Genomic DNA, 21,933 nt, shown 5'->3' on the forward strand with positions numbered 1-21,933 from the left:
TAAGAATCGATGCGAAAAATAGATGGCCAATTAAATCAGCATAAAGTTCGCCCCCTGCCACTGCCAGTGCAGGAAGTCACGCGGAGGGGCAATGCGTGATGAATTACTGGTCCGAATCAATTGCCATGCCGGAGAAGGCTCGGCCCGTGATGAGTGAGCACTGGTCGGAAGACTGAAAAGCGAGCCCGAATTGCGCTATTTCCGATGCTCGCCCTTGGCTATGCGTGACGAAGCCACTGCCGGGCCGGGGCTTTGGCGGCAAAAGCGCGTCAGGGCGCGTATCGCCGGCCAACCTCGATGAATACGACTACCCGAACATCGGGCGGTCGTTGCGCAAACTGGCTTCGGAGTACTTTGCGATCTTAGAGAAGGGGAACGGCAAGGGTCCCGCGAAGACAGCAGCGAAGGCGGGAAAGGCCGGCAAGAAGCAGTAAGCCGGCCTTTCCGTGCCAAGGGGGCTCAGGCCGGCTTGCGTGCCGTGAGCCACTGCGCCGGGGCCAGCGCCGCTGCCACCACGCGGACTTCGCCGATGTTGCCGAAGAAGCCGTCGACACGCTTGAACCCCCACGAGCCATCTGCGAGTTTGCGATCCCACCATGAGCCACCGCCTACGACCCATGGCGATGCGGCCGAGAGCGTGGCCAGCCCTGGATTGGCCGAGACGTTGCGCAGGACCGGCGCTCCTTCGACGTACATCGTGGTGTCGTGCGACACAGGGTCGTTCACGATTGCGATGTGCACCCAGCGATCAGCAATGACCTCACCCGACCAGTTGGTCTTGGGCTTACCCGCGCCAATCGGACTCGGCACCACTTCCCACTGCACCTCGCGCAGGCTGGAAATAGCAAACAACATCGGCGGTGATTCGGGGTCGCCGCCCGAATAGCCGGAGAGTTCGCCACGGCGGCCATCGCGCGTCATGACGTTCATCCATTGATTGTTGTCGGCGGTCCAACTCTTGTCGAGCTTGACGAAGGCTTCGATGGTGTAGCCGTTCTCCAGTGTCTGCGCGTTGATCGGAGCGGCATCCTTGGTCAGGAAATAGCTCATGCGCGGCGGCGCACCATTCTTGTCCCTCATGGTGTTCAGGAAACGCACCGAGCCAGGCGCGGCCGAGAGATAGTGGCGGTCATCGCTCCATACGATGTCTCCCTCCACTGCTCCTGCGACCCCGAGTTGGTTCAGCTTGTCTCGGTACAGAGGGTTATTGCCGGTGACGTCGTCGATCTTGGTGTCCACCGGCACCGGCTGATTCGCCGTGCCGCCAAAGAAGCGCCAGTGCGCCAGCGTATTCGCCACCTTGGGATAGTCATCCGAGTTCGTGGCGGGCCGTTGTGTGACCGTCGCGGGCTCCTTGTAGTTGGCGAGGATCATCGCGCGAGCCTTGTCCACCAGCGAGCTCTCGATGGTGGCGCTGCCGGTGCCGAAGCTCTTGTTGAAGCCCGCGAAGCGCAGCGCAAAATCCATGTCGATGACGAAGGCCTCGTTGGGCGTGGTGAGCACGGCCTGGTCGAAGCTGTTGAGCGTGGCGGCCGGCTTCTGCGGCACCCACGGCGAGAACGACAGCACCTTGATCTTCTTGTTGGTCAGGTCGAACTCGTACAGGCGCATCAGGCCGTTGCCGCCCTGGTAGGCCATCTGGTAGTCGACCACCATCTCCTCGACCTTGCGGCCGAAGTCGTTGGTCTTCGTGAGATGCGCGGCGCCATGGTGATGGCCGTTGAGCGTCATGAAGATCTGGTCGTTGTCGCGGATCAGCTTCTCCCAGAGCATCTTGCCGTAGTCGGTCTCGAGCGGGCTGGTGCCGTCGGGCGCGATGTTGAGCAACTGGTGGTTCACCAGGATGACGGGCAACGTCGGGTTCTTCGCAATCACCTGGCGGGCCCAGGCGATGCCTGCGTCGGAGATACGCCATGACAGCGACAGCACCATGAACTTCTGGCCTTGCGCCTCGAACACGTGGTACTCGTGGAAGCCGCTGGCGTCGCGCGCGCCGAAGGTGGCCTGCTGCTTCGCACGCTCCGCGCCGAACCACTGGATGTAGGGCTCGTTGGCGGGAGTACGGCTGGCATCGGTGCCGCCGACGGGGTCGATGCTGTAGTCGATGTCTTTCATCACGTCATGGTTGCCGGCGAGCACGCTGTAGGGCAGCTTCGCGTCTTCGAGCACCTTCATCGCGGCATCGGCCACCTTCCACTGATCGGGCTTGCCGACCTGGTCGACCACGTCGCCAAGGTGGATGGTGAAGGGAATGTTCAGCGCCTTGGCATTGGCGGCGATCCACTTCGTCTGGGCGGCGAAGGGTGCGCTGCCGAAGCGCTTGTCATATTGGTCGCTCTCGTCGGCAGTGGCATAGCGTGCATAGAACTGTGTGTCGGGCATCACAGCGAGCGCGAAGCTTGAGATCTTGGCTGCGACAGCCGGCGGAGCGGGCGGCGGCGCCGATGCCGGGGCGGGTGCAGGCGCCGGCAGCGGGCCCAAGGCGGGTGAACCGCCGCTACCACCGCCGCAGGCCGCGAGCAAGGCGCTGCTGCCGCCAACGGTCAGCAGCGATGCGCCGAGCTTGAGCATCTGGCGGCGCGGCGGCGTGTTGCTGTTGTTGTTCTGTTCGGAATCATTCGATTCGGCGGGCGAAGCAATGCGCGGCGTGCGGGCGCCGCGCGGGTCGTCGGAAACGGACATGGAAAAGGAGGAGAAATTGCGAAGCTCGCAGCGTAGAAAGCTGCGGTGACATGCGCATGCAAGGCCCATGACACATTGTTTCCCCGTCAGGCCCTACTTCTTACTGGCCGCGCGCTCCATCCGATCCAGCCTCACCACACGCCACGCACAAAGGCTGCCAAGCACAGCCAGCAGCGCCGCCGCCGTGAACATCGTGCGATACCCGAAAGCCTGCGCGACCGCACCGCCAAGCAACACGCCCAGCACGCCGCCGAAGCCATAGCCGATCACCGTGAACAGCGCCTGCCCTCGCCCGCGCAGGTGGCCGGGGAAGCGGCGCGACACCACTGCGATGCAGGTCGTGTGGTGCGCCGCGAAGCTCAGCGCATGCAACCACTGCGCCACGATGAGCGCCGCAATCCAGCCGCCCAGCCCCGCTGTCAGCCCCAGCCGGGCGACGGCCGCGATGCCGCACACCAGCATCCAGCGCGGCATCGGCATCAGGCCGATGAGCCGGCCCTGCAAGAAAAACCACACGATTTCCGCCACCACCGACAGCGCCCACAGCAGGCCGATGGTGCTCTTGCCGTAGCCGATCGAATCGAGGTACAGCGAGAAGAAGGCGTACACCGAGAAGTGCGACATCACCTGGAAGAACAGCGCCGCGAAGAACCACCGCACCGCCGGATTGCGAAGCACCGGCCCGATGGGCTCCTTCACTGCGTCGTGCGCCGCGGGCGGCTCGCGCACGTCGGGCAGCTTCATGGTCGCGATCAGCACGATGGCCAGCGTGCCCGCGGCCCAGGCCGGAAAGTGCTTCATGCCGAAGCGCTCGAACCACTCGCCTGCCACGAACACCGTGAGCAGAAAACCGGCCGATCCGCACAGCCGGATGCGCCCATAGCGCCCCCAGTCGCCGGCCACCAATTGCGCCATCGCGGCCTCGGTGAGCGACATCATCGAGCTGGTGTGGGTGAACATCACGAGCAGCACCAGCGCGAGCCACCACGCGCCGCCGTGCCACCACAGCCCGAAGGAGCTGAGCAGCGCCACCGCCGCACTGAAGCGCAGCAGCTTGACGCGCTGCCCCGTGTGGTCGCTGAGCGCGCCCCAGGCATAGGGCGCGAACACCCGCGTGATCGACTGCACCGAAGCCAGCAGGCTGATGGTGAAGATCGGCAGCCCCAAATCTTTGAGCCACAGGGGCAGGTACGGGTTGAAGAACCCGATGTGCGCGAAATAGCTGGCCGACAGACCAGCGAATGCCAGCATGTGGCCGCGTGCTGCGGCCACTGGTGGCGGGGCGGACACTACAGGAAGGACGCCTGCGGCGACGCTGCCTCGGTCTTGCCGGCTTGCGTTTGCACGTCGCCGCACTGCGCGCGGTTGCGCAGCACGTGCTCCATGACCACCAGCGCCAGCATGGCTTCAGCGATGGGCGTCGCGCGAATGCCGACGCACGGGTCGTGGCGGCCCTTGGTGATGACTTCGACGGGGTTGTTGTTGATGTCGATGGACTGGCGCGGGCTGATGATCGAGCTGGTGGGTTTGATCGCGATGCTCACCTCGAGGTCTTGCCCCGAGCTGATGCCGCCGAGGATGCCGCCGGCGTTGTTCGTGACGAAGCCAGTGGGCGTGATCGAGTCGCCGTGCGTAGTGCCGCGCTGGGTGACGCTGTCCCAGCCGGCGCCGATCTCGACCGCCTTCACCGCGTTGATGCCCATCATCGCGTAGGCGATCTCGGCATCGAGCTTGTCGAACAGCGGCTCGCCGAGGCCGATCGGCACGTTGGTGGCAGTCACGCGGATGCGCGCGCCGCACGAATCGCCGGCCTTGCGCAGGCGGTCCATGTAGTTTTCCAGCGCGCTCACGTCGGCGATGGGGGCGAAGAAGGGGTTGTTGGGCACGTGCTCCCAGCTCTCGAACGGAATGGCGATTTCGCCGATCTGCGTCATGCAGCCGCGAAACACCATGCCATGCTTCTCAGCCAGCCACTTCTTGGCGACCGCGCCGGCCGCGACCATGGGTGCGGTCAGCCGTGCCGAGGAGCGCCCGCCGCCGCGCGGGTCGCGAATGCCGTATTTCTTCCAGTAGGTGAAGTCGGCGTGGCCGGGGCGGAACTGCTGGGCGATCTGCCCGTAGTCCTTGCTGCGCTGGTCGGTGTTCTGGATCAGCAGCGCGATGGGGGTGCCGGTGGTCTTGCCCTCGTACACGCCCGACAGGATCTGCACCGCGTCGGGCTCGTTGCGCTGGGTGACGTGGCGGCTGGTGCCGGGGCGCCGGCGATCGAGGTCGCCCTGGATGTCGGCCTCGCTGAGTTCCATGCCCGGGGGGCAGCCGTCGATGACGCAGCCGATGGCCGGGCCATGCGACTCGCCGAAATTGGTGACCGCGAAGAGTGTTCCGAAGGTGTTGCCGCTCATGGCGGGGATTATCCCTACAAAGCGGCCGCCCCTCAGTCGGTCGTGTTTTCCAGGCGCTTGGTCAGCGCGCCCACCTGCAGCTCGATGGAGAACAGCCGTTCGTTCAGCACCGCAGTCTGGAGCCGGATCGCCTCGATGATGGCCTTGGTCTGCGGGTCGGGGGCGTTTTCGCAGAGTTCGGCCAGGTCATGCAGCTTCTTGCGCAGTTCGTTGCTCATGGAAGGCTCCGGTGATCGCGTCGTGGAAGCCCCAGTATGGGGTTTCGTCAACGCTCCGGCAATGCGGCGGCACCCGGGGTTTCGGGTGCTACCGCCCCTCCCGCCCCACGCAGCCGCACGGCCACCAACCCGCCTACGAACAGCAACACCGCCGCGCAGATGCCGGCCGTGAGGCGCAGGCCATGCAGCAAGGCCTCGCGGCCCGCCTCGAGCAGTTCGGCGCCCGCGCTCCCGCCAAGCTGCCCGGCCAGCACGACCGCGCCGCCCAGCGTGCTGCGGGCGGCTTCCACCTCGGCCGGACCCGCAAGGCCCATCGGCACGGCATCGGCCATGGTGTTGCGGTAGATGGCCGCGCCGATGCTGCCGAGGATCGCAATGCCCAGCGCACCGCCGAATTCCGAGCTGGTTTCGGAGATCGCCGAGGCCACGCCCGCACGCTCCGGTGGCGCGCTGCCCACCACCAGGTCGGTCGCCAGCGTGAACACCGGCGCCAACCCGAGCGAGGAGATGACCGCGCTGCTCACCATCCAGGCCAGCCCGTCCTGCGCGGGCAACACGGCCAGCATGCCGAAACCCAGCGCCGCCACCGCCAGCCCGCCGCCCATCACGAAGGCCGGTCGCATGCGCCGCACCAGTGCCGGCACGACCATCGAGCCGACGATGAAGGCGCCCGCGCCCGGCATGCTCCACAGGCCCGCATGCAACGGCGACAAGCCGAGCACCAGCTGCAGGTACTGGGCGTTGTACAGAAAGATGCCGAACATCACGAAGCAGGCCAGCATGTAGGAGCCGAGCGAAACGCTGAAGGCCGGCAGGCTGAACAACCGCAGGTCGATCATCGGGTCGGCCAGCCGCTTCTGCCGGCGCACGAACAGCGCTCCGAGCACCAGCCCGAGCACGATCGACAGCACCGGTATCGCATGCATGCCGTGCTCCGCGATCTGCTTGACACCGTAGATCACCGGCAGCACCGCGCCCAGCGACAGCGCCACGCTGGCCAGGTCGAGCCGGGCCGCGTCGGGGTCGCGGTACTCGGGCAGCAGCAAGGGTCCGAGCAGCAGCAGCAGCACCATCACCGGCACGCCGATCAGGAACACCGAGCCCCACGGAAAGAACTGCAGCAGCACGCCGCCCAGCACCGGGCCAATGACGGCGCCAGCCGAGTAGCTCGAAATCCACACGCCAATGGCGATGGTGCGCTGCCCCGGATCGAGGAACATGTTGCGGATCAGCGAGAGTGTGGACGGCGCCAGCGTCGCGCCCGCCACCCCGAGCAGCGCCCGGGTGGCGATGAGCATGTTGGCGCTGGTCGAGAACGCCGCCAGCACAGAGGCAATGCCGAACGCCCCCGCGCCGATCAGCAGCAGCCGCCGCCGGCCAATGCGGTCGCCCAGCGTGCCCATGGTGACCAGCAGGCCGGCCACGAAGAAGCCGTAGATGTCGACGATCCACAGCAACTGCGAAGCCGTGGGCTTGAGGTCTTCGCTGATCGACGGGATCGCAAGGTTCAGCACTGTGAGGTCCATCGAATAGAGCATGCATGGCAGCGCGATGACCGCCAGGCCGGTCCATTCGCGCACCGTGGCGCGGGCCGGAGCTGGTGTGTTCTTCATTCTTTCAGGCAGCAAGGCTTAGCCAGCCCTCCAGCTTGACGAGCGCTCCGCTCCAGCCGTGGTTGTGGGCATCGCGCGCGGCTTCGTCGAAGAACTGCTCGTGCAGCAGCACCAGCTCGCAGCCCTCGGCATCGGGCTCGATGCTCAGGGTGACGCGCGACTCGCGCTCCGGCGTGCTGCGCCAGGCCCAGCTGAAGACCAGCTTGCGGTTCGGAACCACTTCGAGATACGTGCCGCTCACGTCGTGCGTCTCGCCGTCGTTGGCCAGCATGGCCACGCGAAAGCGCCCGCCCACGCGCAGGTCGACCTCGGCGATGGGTACCGAAACGATCTCCTCGGGCCCGAACCAGAGCTTCAGCGCTTGCGGGTCGGTCCACGCGCGCCAGACTTTGTCGGGCGAGACGCGGTAGTGCCGCCTGAGGCTGAGCGAGGGGCGCTCTGCGTCGCCGGTGGAAGGGTTCGCCATTCGGTCTCCTCCTGGTGATAGAGAAAGCGCGCCAGTGCATCGAGGCGCCCGGTCCAGAACTTCTCGTAGCGGGACAACCACACGGCGGCCTCCTGCATGGGCCGGGGCGACAGCTCGCAGCGCACGATGCGGCCCTCTTTCGTGCGAGAGATCAGGCCCGCGTCTTCGAGCACGCGCAGGTGCTTCATGAAGCCGGTGAGGGACATGTCGTGCGGCCCGGCCAGCTCGGTCACGCTGAGGCTGCGCTCGCCCAGGGCTTCGAGCACGGCGCGCCGCGTGGAATCGGAGAGCGCGGCGAAGACTGCGTCGAGGGCGTCGGTGTCCGGATGAGCGGCTGAGTGAACCATGCGGTTGAGTATCTGGAAGGCCTGCAGGCCCGTCAAGCGGCGCTTCCCCAAAGCCCCTTCGTGCGACCATTCATCCTGAATCATCGACAGGCAAAGGCCCCTCCAATGACCGAACTGCGCCAACCATATCCCCCGATCGAACCGTACGAAAGCGGCATGCTCGACGTGGGCGACGGCCACCAGATCTACTACGAGCGCGCGGGCACGCCCGGCGCCAAGCCCGCAGTGTTCCTGCATGGCGGCCCTGGCGGCGGCATCTCGCCCGAACACCGGCGGCTGTTCGACCCGGCACGCTACGACCTGATGCTGTTCGACCAGCGCGGCTGCGGCCGCTCGCTGCCGCACGCAGGCCTGGAGGCCAACACGACATGGCATCTGGTCGCCGACATCGAGCGCCTGCGCGAGCGCGCCGGTGTCGACAAGTGGCTGGTATTCGGCGGCTCGTGGGGGTCGACGCTCGCCCTCGCCTACGCCCAGAAGCATCCCGAACGCGTAAGCGAACTGGTGCTGCGCGGCATCTACACCGTGACCCGGGCAGAACTCCGGTGGTACTACCAGTTCGGCGTGTCGGAGATGTTCCCCGACAAGTGGGAGAAGTTCCAGGCTCCCATTCCCGAGGCCGAGCGCGGCGACATGATCGCCGCCTACCGCAAGCGGCTCACCGGCGACGACCCGGTGGCACGCATCGAGGCGGCGCGCGCCTGGAGCGTGTGGGAAGCCGAGACCATCACCCTGCTGCCGAGCCCGGCGATTGCCGAAGCGCATGGCGAAGATCATTTCGCGCTGGCCTTCGCACGGCTGGAAAACCACTACTTCGTGCACGACGCGTGGCTCGAAGAAGGCCAGTTGCTGCGCGACGCGCACCGGCTGCACGGCATTCCCGGGGTGATCGTGCACGGCCGCTACGACATGCCCTGCCCCGCGCGCTACGCATGGGCGCTGCACAAGGCCTGGGCCGAAGCCGAGTTCCATCTGATCGAGGGCGCAGGGCATGCCTACTCGGAGCCCGGCATCCTCGACCGGCTGCTGCGCGCGACCGACGGTTTTGCCAGCCGCTGAATCGCGCGCAGCCGCTACGGCCCGGGAACGCTTTATGCGTGCTGCACCGCACCACACAACCACCTGCGAAGGAGCGCCCCATGCTGGACCGTACCGCCACCCAGTTCTCCCACGTGAAGCCCGGCGACACAGAGTTCGTATCGGGTGGTTTGCGTGATTTTTTTCTCTATCGCGACCTTGGCATCGCCGAGGCCACCAACGGCAAGGTGATCGCGCATCTGGTCAAGGCCAACATGGCACCGGAAACGGGCACCGGCTGGCACCGCCACGAGGCGGACTTCCAGATCGTGATCATGGTCAAGGGCTGGGCCCGCTTCATGTACGAAGACAAGGAAACGCTGGTCGAGGCCGGCGACGTGGTGCACCAGCGCCCGGGCATCCGGCACTTCCTGTTCGACTATTCGCCCGACATGGAGTACCTGGAAATCGTCTCGCCGGCGGACTTCAAGAGCATCGACGTGGAGCCGGTGTGCGAGATTCCGGCGCCTACGCCCTGGAAGTAAGTCAGCGCAAGCGGCAGGCCTACTGAAGAAACCTGCCTTCCACCTGACCTCGCACGTAAAGACAGGAGGCTGTCTCCTCAGCCAAACACCCGGCGAGGAATACTTCAAACAAGAGTCATTCGCAGCCAGAATGCCGGCCGATGCTGCTTTCGTTTGCATCGTCTCCAAGGCACTCACGATGACCCGCTCCACTCGCCCGATGCGTCACCGCACGCCCATCGCACTCGCCCTGATCGGCCTGTGCGCTTCGTCCCTCCCCACCGCATTCGCCCAGCAAGCCGCGCAGCCCGCGGCTTCCTCGCCCTCCGCTGCGCCTGCGCCTGCCCCCGGCACCTCCGTCCCCGCCACGCTGCGCGAAGTGCAGGTTCAGGGCGCACAGGACAAGACCGGCTTCGGCGCCAACCCGTCTTCGCTCAACCGCCTGCCGGCCGACCTGCGCGATGCGCCGCAATCCGTCACCGTCATCAACCAGGCCGTAATGCAGTCCCAGGGCGCGACCTCGCTCGCAAGCGCACTGCGCAACGTGCCGGGCCTGACCATCGGCGGTGCCGAGGGCGGGCAGATCGGCACCAACATCAACCTCAACGGCTTCTCGGCGCGCACCGACATCTACCTGGACGGCGCGCGTGACCGCGCCCAGTACTACCGCGACACCTTCGCGCTCGAATCGGTCGAGGTGCTGATGGGCCCGTCGTCGATGCTGTTCGGCCGCGGCTCCACCGGCGGCGTGATCAACCAGGTCACGAAGAAGCCGTCGCTCGCGGCAGCGGGCGAGGTCTCGGTGTCGGCGAGCACCACGGGGCTCGTGCGCTCGACCATCGACATCAACCGCCCGCTGTCCGACACCTCGGCCTTCCGCATCGCGGCCATGGGCCAGCAGGGCGACGCCAGTACGCGCGAGCAGACCAAGCTGAAAGACTTCGGCCTCGACGCCTCGCTGAAGTTCGGCATCAACACGCCGACGCAGGTCACGCTCTCGGCGCTGGTGCAGCACAACCGCGACCAGCCCGACTACGGCGTGCCGCCGCTCAACGGCCACCCCGTGAAGGTCGACCGCGACACGGCCTACGGCTTCAGCGACGACCGCACGATCTCCGACATCCAGGCCTTCAGCGCGGTGGTGCAGCACAAGCTCACGCCCGACACCTCGATCCGCAACCAGACGCAGTACAACGACGTGACCACCGATGCGCGCGAGACCGCGCCGCAGAGCATCGGCACGCTGTCGGCCAAGGGCGTGTTCACGCCCTTCTCCACCGGCACCACGGCCGTGCCGGCCGCCGCGTTCTCGTCGCTGCCGCTGAGCAGCCTGTGGGTGCGCCAGCAAAGCCATGACCGCACGATCCACGACAAGTCGCTGTTCAACCTCACCGAGCTCAACACCAAGTTCACCACCGGCTCGGTCAAGCACACGCTGCTCGCGGGCCTGGAGCTGGGCCACGACACCTACGACAACCAGGCTTACTACCGCAACGGCACCTGCGCGGGCGTGGCGCTGAACCCGGCTGGCGGCACCAGTGGCTATGCCACCTGCTCGCCGCTGCTCGCGCCTTACCAGGGCAACACGCCGAGCACCGCGCCCTCGCTGCCGGGCAACCTGGCCACCGCCAGCGCGACGACCGTCGCGGGCTACGTGAACGACACCATCGAGCTGAGCCCGCAGTGGAAGCTGGTGGCCGGCGTGCGGCAAGACCACTACCGCGCGAGCATCTACAACAGCATTCCGACCGCGACCACGCTCGCCTCCGAAAGCCAGACCGTCGACTTCACCAGCGTGCGCGCTGGCGCCATCTGGCAGCCGACGCCCGAGCAGTCGTACTACGTGTCGTACAGCACCTCGTTCAACCCCTCGCTCGAACAGCTGGTGGCCACCACGGGCAGCACGCAGCCGCTGCCACCGCAAAAGAACAAGGCCTATGAAGTCGGCGGCAAGTGGGACTTGAACGACGGCAACCTCTCGCTGACAGCCGCCGCGTTCCAGATCACGCAGACCAATGCACGCTCGCAGAACAGCGACGGCACCTACAGCGCGACCGGCACGATACGCGTGAACGGCGCACGTGCCGGCGTCGCGGGCCGCGTGACCGACAAGCTGCAGCTGTTCGGCGCCTACACGCACCTGGACGCGACCATCATCGACGGCATCGCGCCCGGCACGCTCGGCAAGGTGCCCGCCAACACGCCGAAGGACGCGGCCAGCCTGTGGGCCACCTACGCGATCACGCCCGAGTGGGAGATCGGCGGCGGCACCACCTACAGCGCCAGGCGCTTCGCCAACAACACCGACCTCGTGCAGGTCGGCGGATATGCGCGACTCGACGCGATGGTGGCTTACCATCAGCCCAAGTACGACATCCGGCTGAACCTGTTCAACCTGGCCAACCGCCATTACTACGACGCGCTGATCCCATCGGACGGCGGCCGTGCGGTGCCGGGCTCAGGCCGCGCCGCCACGCTGTCGCTCACCTACCGGCTCTGAGTTTCCCCAGGAGCATTCGACACAACATGCTGGTCTGCATTCCCGGCGTCCTCGACCGCGAAGCGCTCGCGGCAGTTCGCGCGCGCCTCGATGCGGCCGGCGACGCCTGGGTCGACGGCCGCGTCACCGCGGGACACCAGGGCGCGCCGGTCAAGTTCAACCAGCAGATCGACGAAGGCTCGGCGGTGGCGCACGAATGCCAGGCCATCGTGGCGAGCGCGCTCGAACGCCATCCGACCTTCATCAGCGCGGCGCTGCCCAACCTGCTGTACCCGCCGATGTTCAACCGCTACAGCGAAGGCATGCGCTTCGGCCTGCACGTGGACGGCGGCGTGCGCATCGACCCGCGCACCGGCCGCAAGCTGCGCACCGACCTGTCGGCCACGCTCTTCCTGTCGGACGCCGACAGCTACGACGGCGGCGAACTGCAGATGGAAGACACGCACGGCATGCAGACCGTGAAGCTCGCGGCCGGCGACATGGTGCTCTACCCCGCCACCAGCCTGCACCAGGTGACGCCCATCACGCGCGGCGTGCGGCTCGCGTGTTTCTTCTGGGTGCAGAGCCTCGTGCGCGACGCAGGCGACCGCGCATTGCTGTTCGACATGGACAACGCGATCCAGCGCCTCAACCAGAGCGGCGCCGACGAATCGGCGCGCCGCACGCTGGTGGGCACGTATCACAACCTGCTTCGCAAATGGAGCGATACCTGAGTTCCTTGAACCCTCCCGGCTAATCGCGCCGATCTCGACGCCGATCGGCTGTTGTCGGGCCTGCTGGATCTGACGCAGATCGAGGCGGGCCGCACACCGCACAGGGGCGCCGAAACTCGCTGCGCCACACACACCGCGACGGCGTGCTCATGCGCGCCTTCCAGCGATTGATGAACCTCGGTCGTGCTCTTCCATCGCAGGAACAGTCTGCCCAGAATCAGCGCCCCCGTATTGCCGCAGGGAGCAACACGCTCTTGCCCAGCATGCCTCCGCTGTCGAGCAACTCGTGCACGCGGCGCGCGTCTTCAAGCGCAAAAAGCGCAGCCTTGGGCGCACGCACGCGGCCCGCGGCCATGAGGGCAATGGCCGACTCCATCAGCCCGCGCCGTTGAGCGGCATCGGCGTCGATGGAGTGAATCGAAAAAGTGCGTACCGCCAGGCTCTTGCCCAGCAGCTTGCGAAGCTCCTCGAACACGTCACCCGCCGGCGGGCCGGTGACGATGTTGTAGGAAACCGCCATTCCGAACGGCGCCAGGGCGCGCAGGCAGGCGATGAAGTGCGCGCCTCCGAGATGGTCGAAGGCCAGGTCGACGCCGCGCCCGCCGGTAAGCTGCATGACCTTCTCGGTCAGTCCCTGAGGATCGCTCTCGACGACTTCGTGCGCGCCATTGGCCAGCGCGAAGTCCTTCTTCTGCGGTGTCGAGGCCGTCCCGATCACATGCAGGCCGCGATCGCGCGCCACCTGCACCAGTGCCGTGGCCACGCCACCCGCCGCGCCGGGAATCAGGATGGAGGTCGCAGGCGAGTTGCCATTGCTCGACAGCATGGCCAGTGCGAGCTGGAAGTTTCCAAGACTGACGGCATCCTCGAAGCGGATCGCATCGGGGAGAACGAATGGCGCGGCCTCGGGCACGCAGATGGCTTCGGCGTAGCAGCCGCCGCGCTGCTTCAGTTCCCGCGCGCTCACGAACACGCGCTGGCCGACCTGCAGGGCCGTGACGCCGGGTCCGACCGCATCGACCACGCCGGCCATCTCGTTGCCGGGAATCGCCGGCATGGGCGGCATCCACTTGTAGGTGCCGTTGCGGATCAGCACGTCGGGGCCGCCGGCGCCGATGGCCATCGCCTTGACGCGCACTTCGCCCGCCTGCGGCTGCGGCAGAGGAAGCTCCACCAGTTGCAGAACCTCCGGGCCGCCGGGGGCCTCGAGCTGGATCGCCTTCATGGTGTGCATCACCGCTGCCCGTCGTGCACGGCCACCTGCTCCTTGGTGAGCCCGCCCAGGCGTGCATGCACCCGCCCTCCCGTGCCCATCACCAGCGCGAACAGGATCTCGTTCGGGCGCGGTGCGTCCTGGATGCCCACCTCCATCGAGTTGTAGTGGCTGCGCACGTACGCGGCATGGATGTAGTGCAGCGGCACCATGAGCCGGTAGCCGGTGGCGGCCACCGCCTTGGCCGAGGGGACGATCGCCTTCGGCTCGCCCAGGATGCTGCGCATGGCCCATCCCCCGGCCTCGTGCCAGACCGCGCCGTGCTCCAGCTCTCCGTTCACGCCGACGATCGCGGCCTTGCTGTAGACCTCGATCTTGTCCTGCCCGAGCACCTCGACCAACTCAGTGGCAAGCAACGTGCCGAGCGAGCGCAGCTCGGCCATGAAGGGCATCAGGTCCGGCTCGTACCGTCCCGCGTAGGGGTTGTGGATGACCGCGCAGGCAGCCGCCAGCCTGAGCGGCGTCGCGGCCGGCGGACCGCCCTCGTGGTAGATCGTTTCGATGGAAAGACTGCGCTTGCGGATCTCGATCAGTGACATGGAATTGACCTCATTGCTTGGGAATGTGTGCGTCGTTCACGACGGCGGTCCACCGCTTCAGCTCGGCGGCCACCATCGTGGTCATTTCTTCCGGTGTGCTGCCGCGCGCTTCGCCGCCCATCTCTTCCAGCCGCGCACGCACGCCCAGCGCCTGCAGGGCCTTGAGCGTCTCGGCCTGCAGGCGATCGACGATCGGGCGCGGAGTACCGGCTGGCGCCATGAAGCCGGCCCAGGAGCGCACGTCGTAGCCTGGCACGCCTTGCTCGGCCACGGTCGGCAGCTCCGGCATCTGGCTCCATCGTTGCGCACCGGTGGTGGCCAGCGCCCGCAGCTTCCCTGCCTTGATGTTGGCCATGACGGCCGTGGGCGGCGCGATGATCATCGGCACCTCGCCGCCGAGCAGCGCCGTGACCGCGGCCGCATCTCCGCGATAGGGGATGTGCAGCATCTCGGCCTTGGCGGTCTTTACCAGCAGCTCGCCGGCAAGGTGGTGCGTGGAGCCGATGCCCGCGGACCCGTACGACACGCTGCGCGCGTCTGCACGTGCCGCGGCCAGCACTTCGGCAAGCCCGCGGTACGGCGAATCGGCCCGCACCACCAGCAGGAACGGAAAGTAGGTGATCGTGGAGATCATCTGGAAGTCCGACACCGTCTGGTAGCCGAGCTTGTTGTAGAGGGCGCCGGCCACGGCATGGCCGCCCGTGGCCAGCAGCAGCGTGTACCCGTCGGGCTTGGCACGCGCCACCGTTGCCGCGGCGATGGTGCCCCCTGCCCCGGCCTGTGCCTCGATCACGAAGGGCTGCGCCAGCCCCTTGGTCATCTCCGCGCCGACCACGCGCGCAATGGTGTCGGCGTTGCCGCCGGCCGCAAAGCCCTGGTAGACCTTGATCGGCTTGTCCGGATAGCCCTGGGCCATGCCGTCAAGGGGTGCCGCGCAGGCCATGGCAAGGCCTGCGGCGACGAGCAATCGTCTGCGCCGCATGAATTTGTCTCCGAATGGTTCTTGTAGGAAGGCTGCGGCTTATCGTGCCGAGGCCCGGGCGAAGGGCTTCAGTCCTGCTGCACGATCGGGTTGCGCAGCACACCGATGCCTTCGATCTCGACCTCGCACACGTCGCCCGGCTTCATGAAGCGCGGCGGCTTCTTGCTCCAGCCCACGCCTGCCGGCGTGCCGGTGGCGATCACGTCGCCGGGTGTGAGCGTGAAGATCGTCGAGGCATAGCTGATGAGCTTCGGAATGCTGAAGATCATGTGGCCCGTGTGGCTGCTCTGCACGACTTCGCCGTTGAGCCGGGTCTCGAGCTTGAGCTCGCGGCCGGGCGCGATCTCGTCGGCCGTCACCATCCAGGGACCGAAGCCGCCGGTCGACTCGAAGTTCTTGCCCGAGGCGATCTGCTTGGCGTGGAACTGCCACTCGCGAATGCTGCCGTCGTTGTAGCAAGAGTAGCCCGCCACATGGTCGAAGGCGTCGGCCTCCGCAATGTTGCGCCCGCCCTTGCCGATGATGACGGCGAGCTCGCCTTCCCAGTCCAGCGATTCCGACACGTGCGGCCGCACTATCGGCTGGTTGTGCGCGCACTGCGAACGCCACACGCGCAGGAAGATCGGCGGCTGCTCCGACAGTTCGCGATGCATGCCGGCGGCCAGCACCTCCTGGTGATGGTCCATGTAGTTGCGCACGGCGCACACGATCTTCTCGGAGCGCGGGATCACCGGCAGGAAGGTGATGTCGGCCAGCTTCGCCGCCACCGGCAGGCCTTCGACGTGCTGCGCCGCCTGCAGGTACTCGCCCGAGGCGATGTAGTCGGCCAGGCCCGCATGCCGGGGCCGCGCCTTGCCGAGATCGACAACGCCGTCACCGACGACGGCGCCCCAGGTTTCGCGGCCTTGATGGACAAATGACAAAAGCTTCATGGGAACTCCGGTTGAAAGGGGTGTGCGGAAAAGACGGAATGCGTCAGGCGGCAGGCGCAGCGGGCGAACGCGACTCGAACTGCGCCTGCCATTGCGCAAGCGGCATGAAGGTGGGGTCCTTGCGGCACGCCTCCTCGGTCTCGCGCATGAGCGTCTCGTCGTCCTTCGAAAGATCGAGCGGATCGCCGTGCGGCTGCGCCACGTAGAACGGCGTGTCGACGTAGATCTCCACCGTGTTGCCCTCCGGGTCGAGCATGTAGACCGAGAGCGCATTGCCGTGATTCAGGCCGCGGATGCTGGTGGCGCCTCGGGCCTCGGCGCGCGCGGAAATATCGCGCAGGTACTGGATGCTCGGCACCACGAAGGAGATCTGCATCACGGTGCTGAACTTCGCCTCGGCCGGCCGGCCCGAGGCCAGCACCAGCTGGTGATGCTGGTCCGGACTGGCGCTGGTGAACACCAGCTGGTTCCTGAAGGTGCGGCCTTCGCCGCGATCGGTGATCGTGAGGTCGAAGGTCTCGGTGTAGAAGGCCACCATCCGGTCCAGGTCGGTGACGAAGATTCCGAAATGCGAAGGCATGGGTCGGGCGACCTTGAGCATGCTGTCTCCTGTGAAGGGGCCGGTGGCCCTACGATTGCGCGGCCTGCGCTGCCTTGAGCGCGGCCAGCACGTTGCGTTGCGTGCTCAGGATGTGCTCTTCGAGCAAGGCGCAGGCCGTATCGGCGTCGCGGCGCAAGGTGGCGTCCATGATCTTCTTGTGCTCGTTCGACTTGCGGCGCGCGGTCTTCCGGTGGCGGGCGGAAAAACGCCGGTAGCGCTCCGCCTGGTCGAACAGGCTCGCACCCCAGACGCGCTGGCGCACGGATGGGCACGCGGCCACCAGCGCAAGATGAAAGGCACGGTGCAGCTGCGACCAGTCGTTGTCGAGAATGACGGGTCCGTCGCTCAGGCGGGACTCGACCTTCTCCAGGCGGTGGTACGCAGCAAGGATGTCTGCCTCCCAGGCGTCGTCGCCATGGGCAATGGCTTCCCGCAGCGCAGGCACGTCGAGCATGACGCGCATGCGCGTGATGTCGGCCAGATCGTCTTCGGAGATCGGCGCCACGCGGAAGCCGCGGCGCTCGTCGGCGCGAATCAGCCCTTCCTGCGCCAGCCGGCTGAGCGCCTCGCGCAGCGGGCTGCTCGAATAGCCGTAGGCGGACTGGAGTTCGTCGAGCTTGAGCTTGGCGCCGGCTTCGAACGTGCCGGCCAGGACGTCTTGCCGCAAGCGGGTGAAGGCCTGCTCGACCAGCGGCGGCTCGTAGGCGGTGGAGGTTTCTTGTTTGTGCATGGAATTAATTTTATGCATGGTCTTTCATCCCCGGCCTCCCGCCCGCTTCGCGCCCACGAGCACGAACAGCATGGTCGCGGGCTTGTCGCCGAGGTTGCGCCATGCATGCCGGTTGCCGTGCTGCACGGCCACCTCGTGCCGGCGCAGCAGCACCTGCGCGCCGTCGTCCAGCTCGAGCGTGATCTCGCCTTCGAGCACGATGTCGTAGTCGATGCTGTCGGTGGTGTGCATGCCGGGGTGGTCGGGCTCGAAGGTCTCGGCCAGGCCGGGAACCAGGCGGCCGAACTCGGCGCCGAAGGCGGCACCGTCGAAGTCGGCGCGCATCATCACCGCGTCGGGCGGGAACGTGACCATCATGAGCCGGGTGCCGCCGCTCTCAGGCACGAAGCCCGCCTCGCCCGTGCGGTCGCCCACGGCACCGGTGCCCACGCTGTCTGAAGCATCGGTGGCCCACAGCAGCGCCGCAGCAAAGCCGGGCACGGTCGTGAACAGGGCGCTGCGCGGCGCCGCGCCATCCGAAAGAAACTTCGCCTTGCCATCGGCACCCGTGCCCGCCACTACCCGTCGGATCTTCATGGCGCGCTTTCAGGGATTGATGACGAAATTGCTGAAGCCGCCGTTGCGGCTCGCAATGCCCGAGATCGCTTCGTTGATGCGGTCCAGCGGATAGCACACATGCTCGAACACCGAGAGATCGAGCGTGCCGGCCTGCGCCATGTCGGCCATGTCCTGCCCCTCGCCGGCAGTGAACCAGGCCGAGCCCTCGATGCTCTGCTGCTCGTCCATCATGGTGTGCAGGTCCATGCCCACCATGCCTGCGATGGCGCCGATGTTGTAGGCCCGGCCACCGCGCTTGAGGGCGCGCACGCCCTGCTGGAAAGTCTCGTGCGGCGCGCCGGGGCCCAGCGCGTCGATGAAGGTGTCCACGCCCAGTCCTTCCGTGCGGGCCTTGGCCCATGCGTCGATGGCCTCGCCGTCGGCATTGGAAAAGACCTCGATGCGATCGGGTGCCAGCGCCTTCACGCGCTCCAGCAGTTCCCGGTTGCGCCCGGTACCCAGAATGCGCGTGGCGCCCATGGCCAGGCCGAAGAGCGCGCCGCCGATGCCGAGCGTGCCGCTGATGCCGTTGATCAGCACGCTCCTGCCGGGGCCGACCTGCGCCTTGCGCATCGCGGAGTACATGGTGCCGAGGTAGCCGAAGCGTGCCGCCTGGTTGAAGCTCACGTTGTCCGGCAGCTTCACCAGCGCGTACTGCGGGGCGATCATGTATTCGCACAGGCCGCCGAACGGATAGTTCTTGTAGAGCTTGAGCGAGTTCTGCGAGAAGCCGAAGTAGCCGCTGAACGCGTAGTGCGTGCAGTTGATGAGGTCGCCGTTGCGGCAGGCGCGACAGCCGCCGCAGTAGAGGCTCGGGTTCACGTAGACGCGGTCGCCCGGCTTCCACGTGTGCACGTGGGAGCCGACCGCCGTTACCTCGCCGGCCGGGTCGAGCCCGAAGACCGCGGGCAGCGGCGGCAGCGGCAGCTCCGGAAACCAGGTCGTCCAGTTAGCCAGGATGTTGCCGAGGTTGGGCACGATGCCGCATGCACGCACCCGCACCTGCACATCGTTGGCGGCGGGCTGGGGAATCGGAAGTTGCTCGACCTCCATCGGGGCGCCGACCTGGTGCAGTCGGGCGGCTTTCATCGTCGTCATGGTGTCTCCTGGCTGATTGATGTCTAGATGCACAAATCGTGTTTTGTGCATTCTTTTCGACCACGCGGCATAGCGTCATCAGTGATAACCCTTTGTGCGTGAAATCATGTTTTATGCACAATCCTTGATTCATGCATTCAAACAAAGCCATGCTCCACCAGAATCCGGAACCCGTCGACGTGGCGATCATCGGCTTCGGCCCCGTCGGCGCAACGCTCGCCGCGCTGCTCGGCCAACGCGGCTTGCGCGTCGCGGTCTTCGACAAGTCGCAGCAGATCTACCCGCTGCCGCGCGCCTTCGCGCTCGACCACGAAGCACTGCGCGTGTTCCAGGAGATCGGCATCGCCGGCACGCTGGCGCCGCACATGACGCCCTACCGCCCGACGATCTACCAGGGCAGCGACGGCGAACCCATCCAGCACTTCGACATGGGGCCGTCGCCCTACCCGCTCGCGTGGGCGCCGTCGTACACCTTCAACCAGCCGGCACTGGAGGCCTCGCTGCGCCAGGCGGTCGGCAAGCTCCCCGGCGTGTCGATCCATCTCGGGCACGAGGTGCTGCAGCTGAGCCAGTCGCAGACCCACGCACAGCTCGACGTTCGCGGGCCCGACGGCACGCAGGCGCAACTGAGCGCGCGCTATGTCGTGGGCTGCGACGGCGGCACCAGCCCCACGCGCAAGCAGATGGGCCTGACGCTCAAGAGCCTCGACTTCGACGAGCCCTGGATCGTGGTCGACATGCATGTCGACGAAGACAAGCTCGACCGGCTGCCCGCCACCAACGTCCAGTACTGCCACCCGTCACGGCCTTGCACCTACGTCGTGGGTCCGGGCACCCACCGGCGCTGGGAGTTCCTGCTGCTTGCCGACGAGGCCGAGCAAGGCGAGATGCCGCACGAAGCCATCTGGCAGCTGCTCGCCCCCTGGCTCACGCCCGCTGACGCACGCATCTGGCGCGCGGCGGCCTACCGCTTTCATGCGGTGGTGCTCGAGCGATGGCGCAACGGCCGTGTGCTGCTGGCGGGCGACAGCGCGCACCAGATGCCTCCCTTCCTGGCCCAGGGCATGTGCCAGGGCTTGCGCGATGCCGTCAATCTCGCCTGGAAGCTTCAATGGGTGCTCGAGGAGCGCGCCCCCGAAAGCCTGCTGGACAGCTATGGCGACGAGCGTGGACCCCAGGTGGAGGACGTGACGGCGACCGTCAAGCGGCTGGGCCAGATCATCTGCGAACGCGACCCGGTGCGCGCCGCCGAACGCGACCTTCGCCTGCGCGCACAGCAAGGCGGACAGGTGCGGATGCAACTGCGCCAGAGCCTGCTGCCCGGCGTGCACCACGGACTGATCGAACGCGACGAGTTGCCCGCGGGCACGCCCTTTCCTCAGGCCATGGGATGCATCGAGCCCGGCGTTGCGCCGCAAATGATGGACGACCTGCTGCAGCCCGGCTTTCTGCTGGTGCTGCGCCGTGCGCCCGATCCGGCGGAGCTTCGGGCGTTGAAGACATCGGCGGCGAGCCTCGGCGCGCAGCTGCTGTGCATCGATGCCGCGACGACGGCGCCGGGCGTGGTGAAGCTGGCCGAAGCCGACGGCATTCTGGCCGCATGGTTCGAACGCCATGGATGCGAGGCCGCACTGGTGAGGCCGGATCACCTGGTCTATGGCGTGGCATGCAGCGTCGAGGACGCCGGGGTCCTTATGCAACGAGCTTCCCGGGACATCGGCATCCAGCCTCCAATTCGAGCGAATCCGAAAACTCCCACTGCCCGGAGCGCAACATGAGCGAAGCCACCTCTTCCCCGTCCCGCGACACTGAACGCCTGTTGCTCGATCTCGAAGCACAGCGATGCAACGCCATGAAGCGCGCAGACTTCGCGCGCCTGCGCGAGATTCTTCATCCAGGCCTTGTTCACGTTCACGCCAAGGGCCAGACCGACAGCTACGAGAGCTACTTCCGCTCGGGCGGCACACATGTCGACTACAGGCAGATCGACCGCTCGGAACTGAAGGTCCAGGTACTGGGCAGCACAGCCCTCATGACGGGTCGGCAGTTGCTTGTGGCCGTGCGCAAGGACGGCAGCGGCACCGTGCGCATCGACTCGCGCGTGATGCAGGTCTGGGCCCAGGAGGGTGATCGCTGGCGGCAGTTGGCGTTTCAGACGACGCCGCTTGAGATGAGCATCTCGTGATTGACGAGGGCCCGATCAACCGGCATCAATACTTCGAGAGGCGTGCGCCGAGAGAGTAGCTGGGCTGTTTCCACTTCGGCCGCTGGCTGACGAGAACCGGGTCTTCAAGATCTGCGCAGCAGGCTCAGCATCAAACCGGCGCGTAGGCGCCTGTGCCTCCAGGCCAGGGCGTAAGCACCTCATAGCCTTCGGAAGTTACAGCCACCATGTGTTCCCACTGGGCGGACAGAGACCGGTCCTTTGTCACGACTGTCCATCCGTCGGGCAACTGTCTGGTTTCGCGCTTGCCCGCGTTGAGCATCGGTTCGATGGTGAAAACCATCCCCGGCTCCAGCCTGAGCCCTCCCCCGCGCTGCCCATAGTGCAGCACCTGCGGCTCATCGTGGTAGATCTGGCCGATGCCGTGCCCGCAGTATTCGCGCACCACGCTGAATTGCTCCCGGTGGGCAACCGACTGGATGGCATGGCCAACATCGCCCAGAGTCGCTCCGGGCTTGACCTGCCGGATTCCGGC

At 66.7% G+C, this 21,933-nt stretch carries 23 protein-coding genes; 7 read left to right on the forward strand and 16 right to left on the reverse strand.

The window, feature by feature from the left end:
- Window positions 1–224: 224 nt before the first annotated feature.
- A complete protein-coding gene (locus BMW87_RS30625) occupies window positions 225–434 on the forward strand; it encodes a hypothetical protein (RefSeq protein ID WP_093081544.1) in 210 nt (69 codons plus the stop codon).
- Between the two features lie 25 nt (window positions 435–459).
- On the opposite strand, the gene BMW87_RS30630 is transcribed toward BMW87_RS30625, so the two are convergent.
- The 7 genes from BMW87_RS30630 to BMW87_RS30660 form a co-directional block, all read right to left on the reverse strand.
- Complete coding sequence (locus tag BMW87_RS30630) at window positions 460–2,682, reverse strand: LamG-like jellyroll fold domain-containing protein (protein ID WP_093081547.1); 2,223 nt, start codon at window positions 2,680–2,682, stop codon at window positions 460–462.
- Window positions 2,683–2,775: 93 nt separating this feature from the next.
- Entirely contained in the window at window positions 2,776–3,933 is a 1,158-nt protein-coding gene (locus tag BMW87_RS30635; RefSeq protein ID WP_093051784.1) for an MFS transporter, read from the reverse strand.
- A gap of 38 nt (window positions 3,934–3,971) precedes the next feature.
- Window positions 3,972–5,084, reverse strand: coding sequence for a chorismate synthase (gene aroC / locus BMW87_RS30640; protein ID WP_093081549.1), 1,113 nt, complete (start codon window positions 5,082–5,084; stop codon window positions 3,972–3,974).
- A 32-nt stretch (window positions 5,085–5,116) separates the two neighbouring features.
- On the reverse strand, window positions 5,117–5,302 hold the full coding sequence (locus BMW87_RS30645; protein ID WP_093050601.1) for a hypothetical protein: 186 nt from the start codon (window positions 5,300–5,302) through the stop codon (window positions 5,117–5,119).
- A gap of 47 nt (window positions 5,303–5,349) precedes the next feature.
- Window positions 5,350–6,927: an MFS transporter gene (locus BMW87_RS30650; protein ID WP_371258876.1), complete on the reverse strand. Its 1,578-nt coding sequence runs from the start codon at window positions 6,925–6,927 to the stop codon at window positions 5,350–5,352.
- Window positions 6,920–7,381, reverse strand: a complete 462-nt coding sequence (locus BMW87_RS30655) for an SRPBCC family protein (protein WP_093081554.1) — start codon at window positions 7,379–7,381, stop codon at window positions 6,920–6,922. The genes BMW87_RS30650 and BMW87_RS30655 overlap by 8 nt, the downstream gene beginning before the upstream one ends.
- The gene (locus BMW87_RS30660; protein WP_093051787.1) at window positions 7,270–7,728 is read right to left on the reverse strand and encodes an ArsR/SmtB family transcription factor; all 459 of its coding nucleotides are present in this window, start codon (window positions 7,726–7,728) and stop codon (window positions 7,270–7,272) included. The genes BMW87_RS30655 and BMW87_RS30660 overlap by 112 nt, the downstream gene beginning before the upstream one ends.
- A gap of 105 nt (window positions 7,729–7,833) precedes the next feature.
- Here BMW87_RS30660 and pip point away from each other — a divergent pair, with 105 nt between their 5' ends.
- From pip to BMW87_RS30680, 4 genes are all read left to right on the forward strand, one after another.
- The gene (gene pip / locus BMW87_RS30665) at window positions 7,834–8,787 is read left to right on the forward strand and encodes a prolyl aminopeptidase (RefSeq protein WP_093081557.1); all 954 of its coding nucleotides are present in this window, start codon (window positions 7,834–7,836) and stop codon (window positions 8,785–8,787) included.
- An 80-nt stretch (window positions 8,788–8,867) separates the two neighbouring features.
- Window positions 8,868–9,290, forward strand: a complete 423-nt coding sequence (locus BMW87_RS30670; RefSeq protein ID WP_093081559.1) for a cupin domain-containing protein — start codon at window positions 8,868–8,870, stop codon at window positions 9,288–9,290.
- A 178-nt stretch (window positions 9,291–9,468) separates the two neighbouring features.
- Complete coding sequence (locus BMW87_RS30675; protein WP_093081591.1) at window positions 9,469–11,769, forward strand: TonB-dependent receptor; 2,301 nt, start codon at window positions 9,469–9,471, stop codon at window positions 11,767–11,769.
- A gap of 26 nt (window positions 11,770–11,795) precedes the next feature.
- Window positions 11,796–12,482 carry a Fe2+-dependent dioxygenase gene (locus tag BMW87_RS30680; RefSeq protein ID WP_093050628.1) on the forward strand — a complete coding sequence of 229 codons (687 nt, stop codon included), beginning with the start codon at window positions 11,796–11,798 and terminating at the stop codon, window positions 12,480–12,482.
- A gap of 217 nt (window positions 12,483–12,699) precedes the next feature.
- Here BMW87_RS30680 and BMW87_RS30685 read toward each other — a convergent pair whose 3' ends face one another.
- The 8 genes from BMW87_RS30685 to BMW87_RS30720 form a co-directional block, all read right to left on the reverse strand.
- Window positions 12,700–13,716: a zinc-dependent alcohol dehydrogenase family protein gene (locus tag BMW87_RS30685; protein ID WP_093081562.1), complete on the reverse strand. Its 1,017-nt coding sequence runs from the start codon at window positions 13,714–13,716 to the stop codon at window positions 12,700–12,702.
- Window positions 13,716–14,294, reverse strand: a complete 579-nt coding sequence (locus BMW87_RS30690; RefSeq protein ID WP_093050634.1) for an amino acid synthesis family protein — start codon at window positions 14,292–14,294, stop codon at window positions 13,716–13,718. The genes BMW87_RS30685 and BMW87_RS30690 overlap by 1 nt, the downstream gene beginning before the upstream one ends.
- Before the next feature lie 10 nt (window positions 14,295–14,304).
- Window positions 14,305–15,276: a tripartite tricarboxylate transporter substrate binding protein gene (locus BMW87_RS30695; protein WP_256216987.1), complete on the reverse strand. Its 972-nt coding sequence runs from the start codon at window positions 15,274–15,276 to the stop codon at window positions 14,305–14,307.
- A 68-nt stretch (window positions 15,277–15,344) separates the two neighbouring features.
- Window positions 15,345–16,208, reverse strand: coding sequence for a fumarylacetoacetate hydrolase family protein (locus tag BMW87_RS30700; RefSeq protein ID WP_093081565.1), 864 nt, complete (start codon window positions 16,206–16,208; stop codon window positions 15,345–15,347).
- Window positions 16,209–16,251: 43 nt separating this feature from the next.
- Window positions 16,252–16,809 (reverse strand): VOC family protein, encoded by a 558-nt coding sequence (locus tag BMW87_RS30705; RefSeq protein ID WP_093081567.1) that lies wholly within the window; start codon window positions 16,807–16,809, stop codon window positions 16,252–16,254.
- A 28-nt stretch (window positions 16,810–16,837) separates the two neighbouring features.
- A complete protein-coding gene (locus tag BMW87_RS30710) occupies window positions 16,838–17,557 on the reverse strand; it encodes an FCD domain-containing protein (RefSeq protein ID WP_093081570.1) in 720 nt (239 codons plus the stop codon).
- Window positions 17,558–17,563: 6 nt separating this feature from the next.
- Window positions 17,564–18,115 (reverse strand): cupin domain-containing protein, encoded by a 552-nt coding sequence (locus BMW87_RS30715; RefSeq protein WP_093081572.1) that lies wholly within the window; start codon window positions 18,113–18,115, stop codon window positions 17,564–17,566.
- 9 nt (window positions 18,116–18,124) lie between these two features.
- Window positions 18,125–19,234 carry an alcohol dehydrogenase catalytic domain-containing protein gene (locus tag BMW87_RS30720; RefSeq protein WP_093081575.1) on the reverse strand — a complete coding sequence of 370 codons (1,110 nt, stop codon included), beginning with the start codon at window positions 19,232–19,234 and terminating at the stop codon, window positions 18,125–18,127.
- Between the two features lie 149 nt (window positions 19,235–19,383).
- On the opposite strand from BMW87_RS30720, the gene BMW87_RS30725 reads away from it, so the two are divergent.
- Complete coding sequence (locus BMW87_RS30725) at window positions 19,384–21,012, forward strand: bifunctional 3-(3-hydroxy-phenyl)propionate/3-hydroxycinnamic acid hydroxylase (RefSeq protein WP_177192880.1); 1,629 nt, start codon at window positions 19,384–19,386, stop codon at window positions 21,010–21,012.
- Window positions 21,009–21,419: a nuclear transport factor 2 family protein gene (locus tag BMW87_RS30730; RefSeq protein WP_093081579.1), complete on the forward strand. Its 411-nt coding sequence runs from the start codon at window positions 21,009–21,011 to the stop codon at window positions 21,417–21,419. The genes BMW87_RS30725 and BMW87_RS30730 overlap by 4 nt, the downstream gene beginning before the upstream one ends.
- Window positions 21,420–21,549: 130 nt before the next feature.
- Here the strand turns inward: BMW87_RS30730 and BMW87_RS30735 are convergent.
- Window positions 21,550–21,933, reverse strand: a 384-nt coding sequence (locus BMW87_RS30735; protein ID WP_143062636.1) for a M24 family metallopeptidase, incomplete at its 5' end; no start/stop codon positions are given.

This window comes from Variovorax sp. OV084, from assembly GCF_900111625.1.
GTDB lineage: Bacteria > Pseudomonadota > Gammaproteobacteria > Burkholderiales > Burkholderiaceae_C > Variovorax.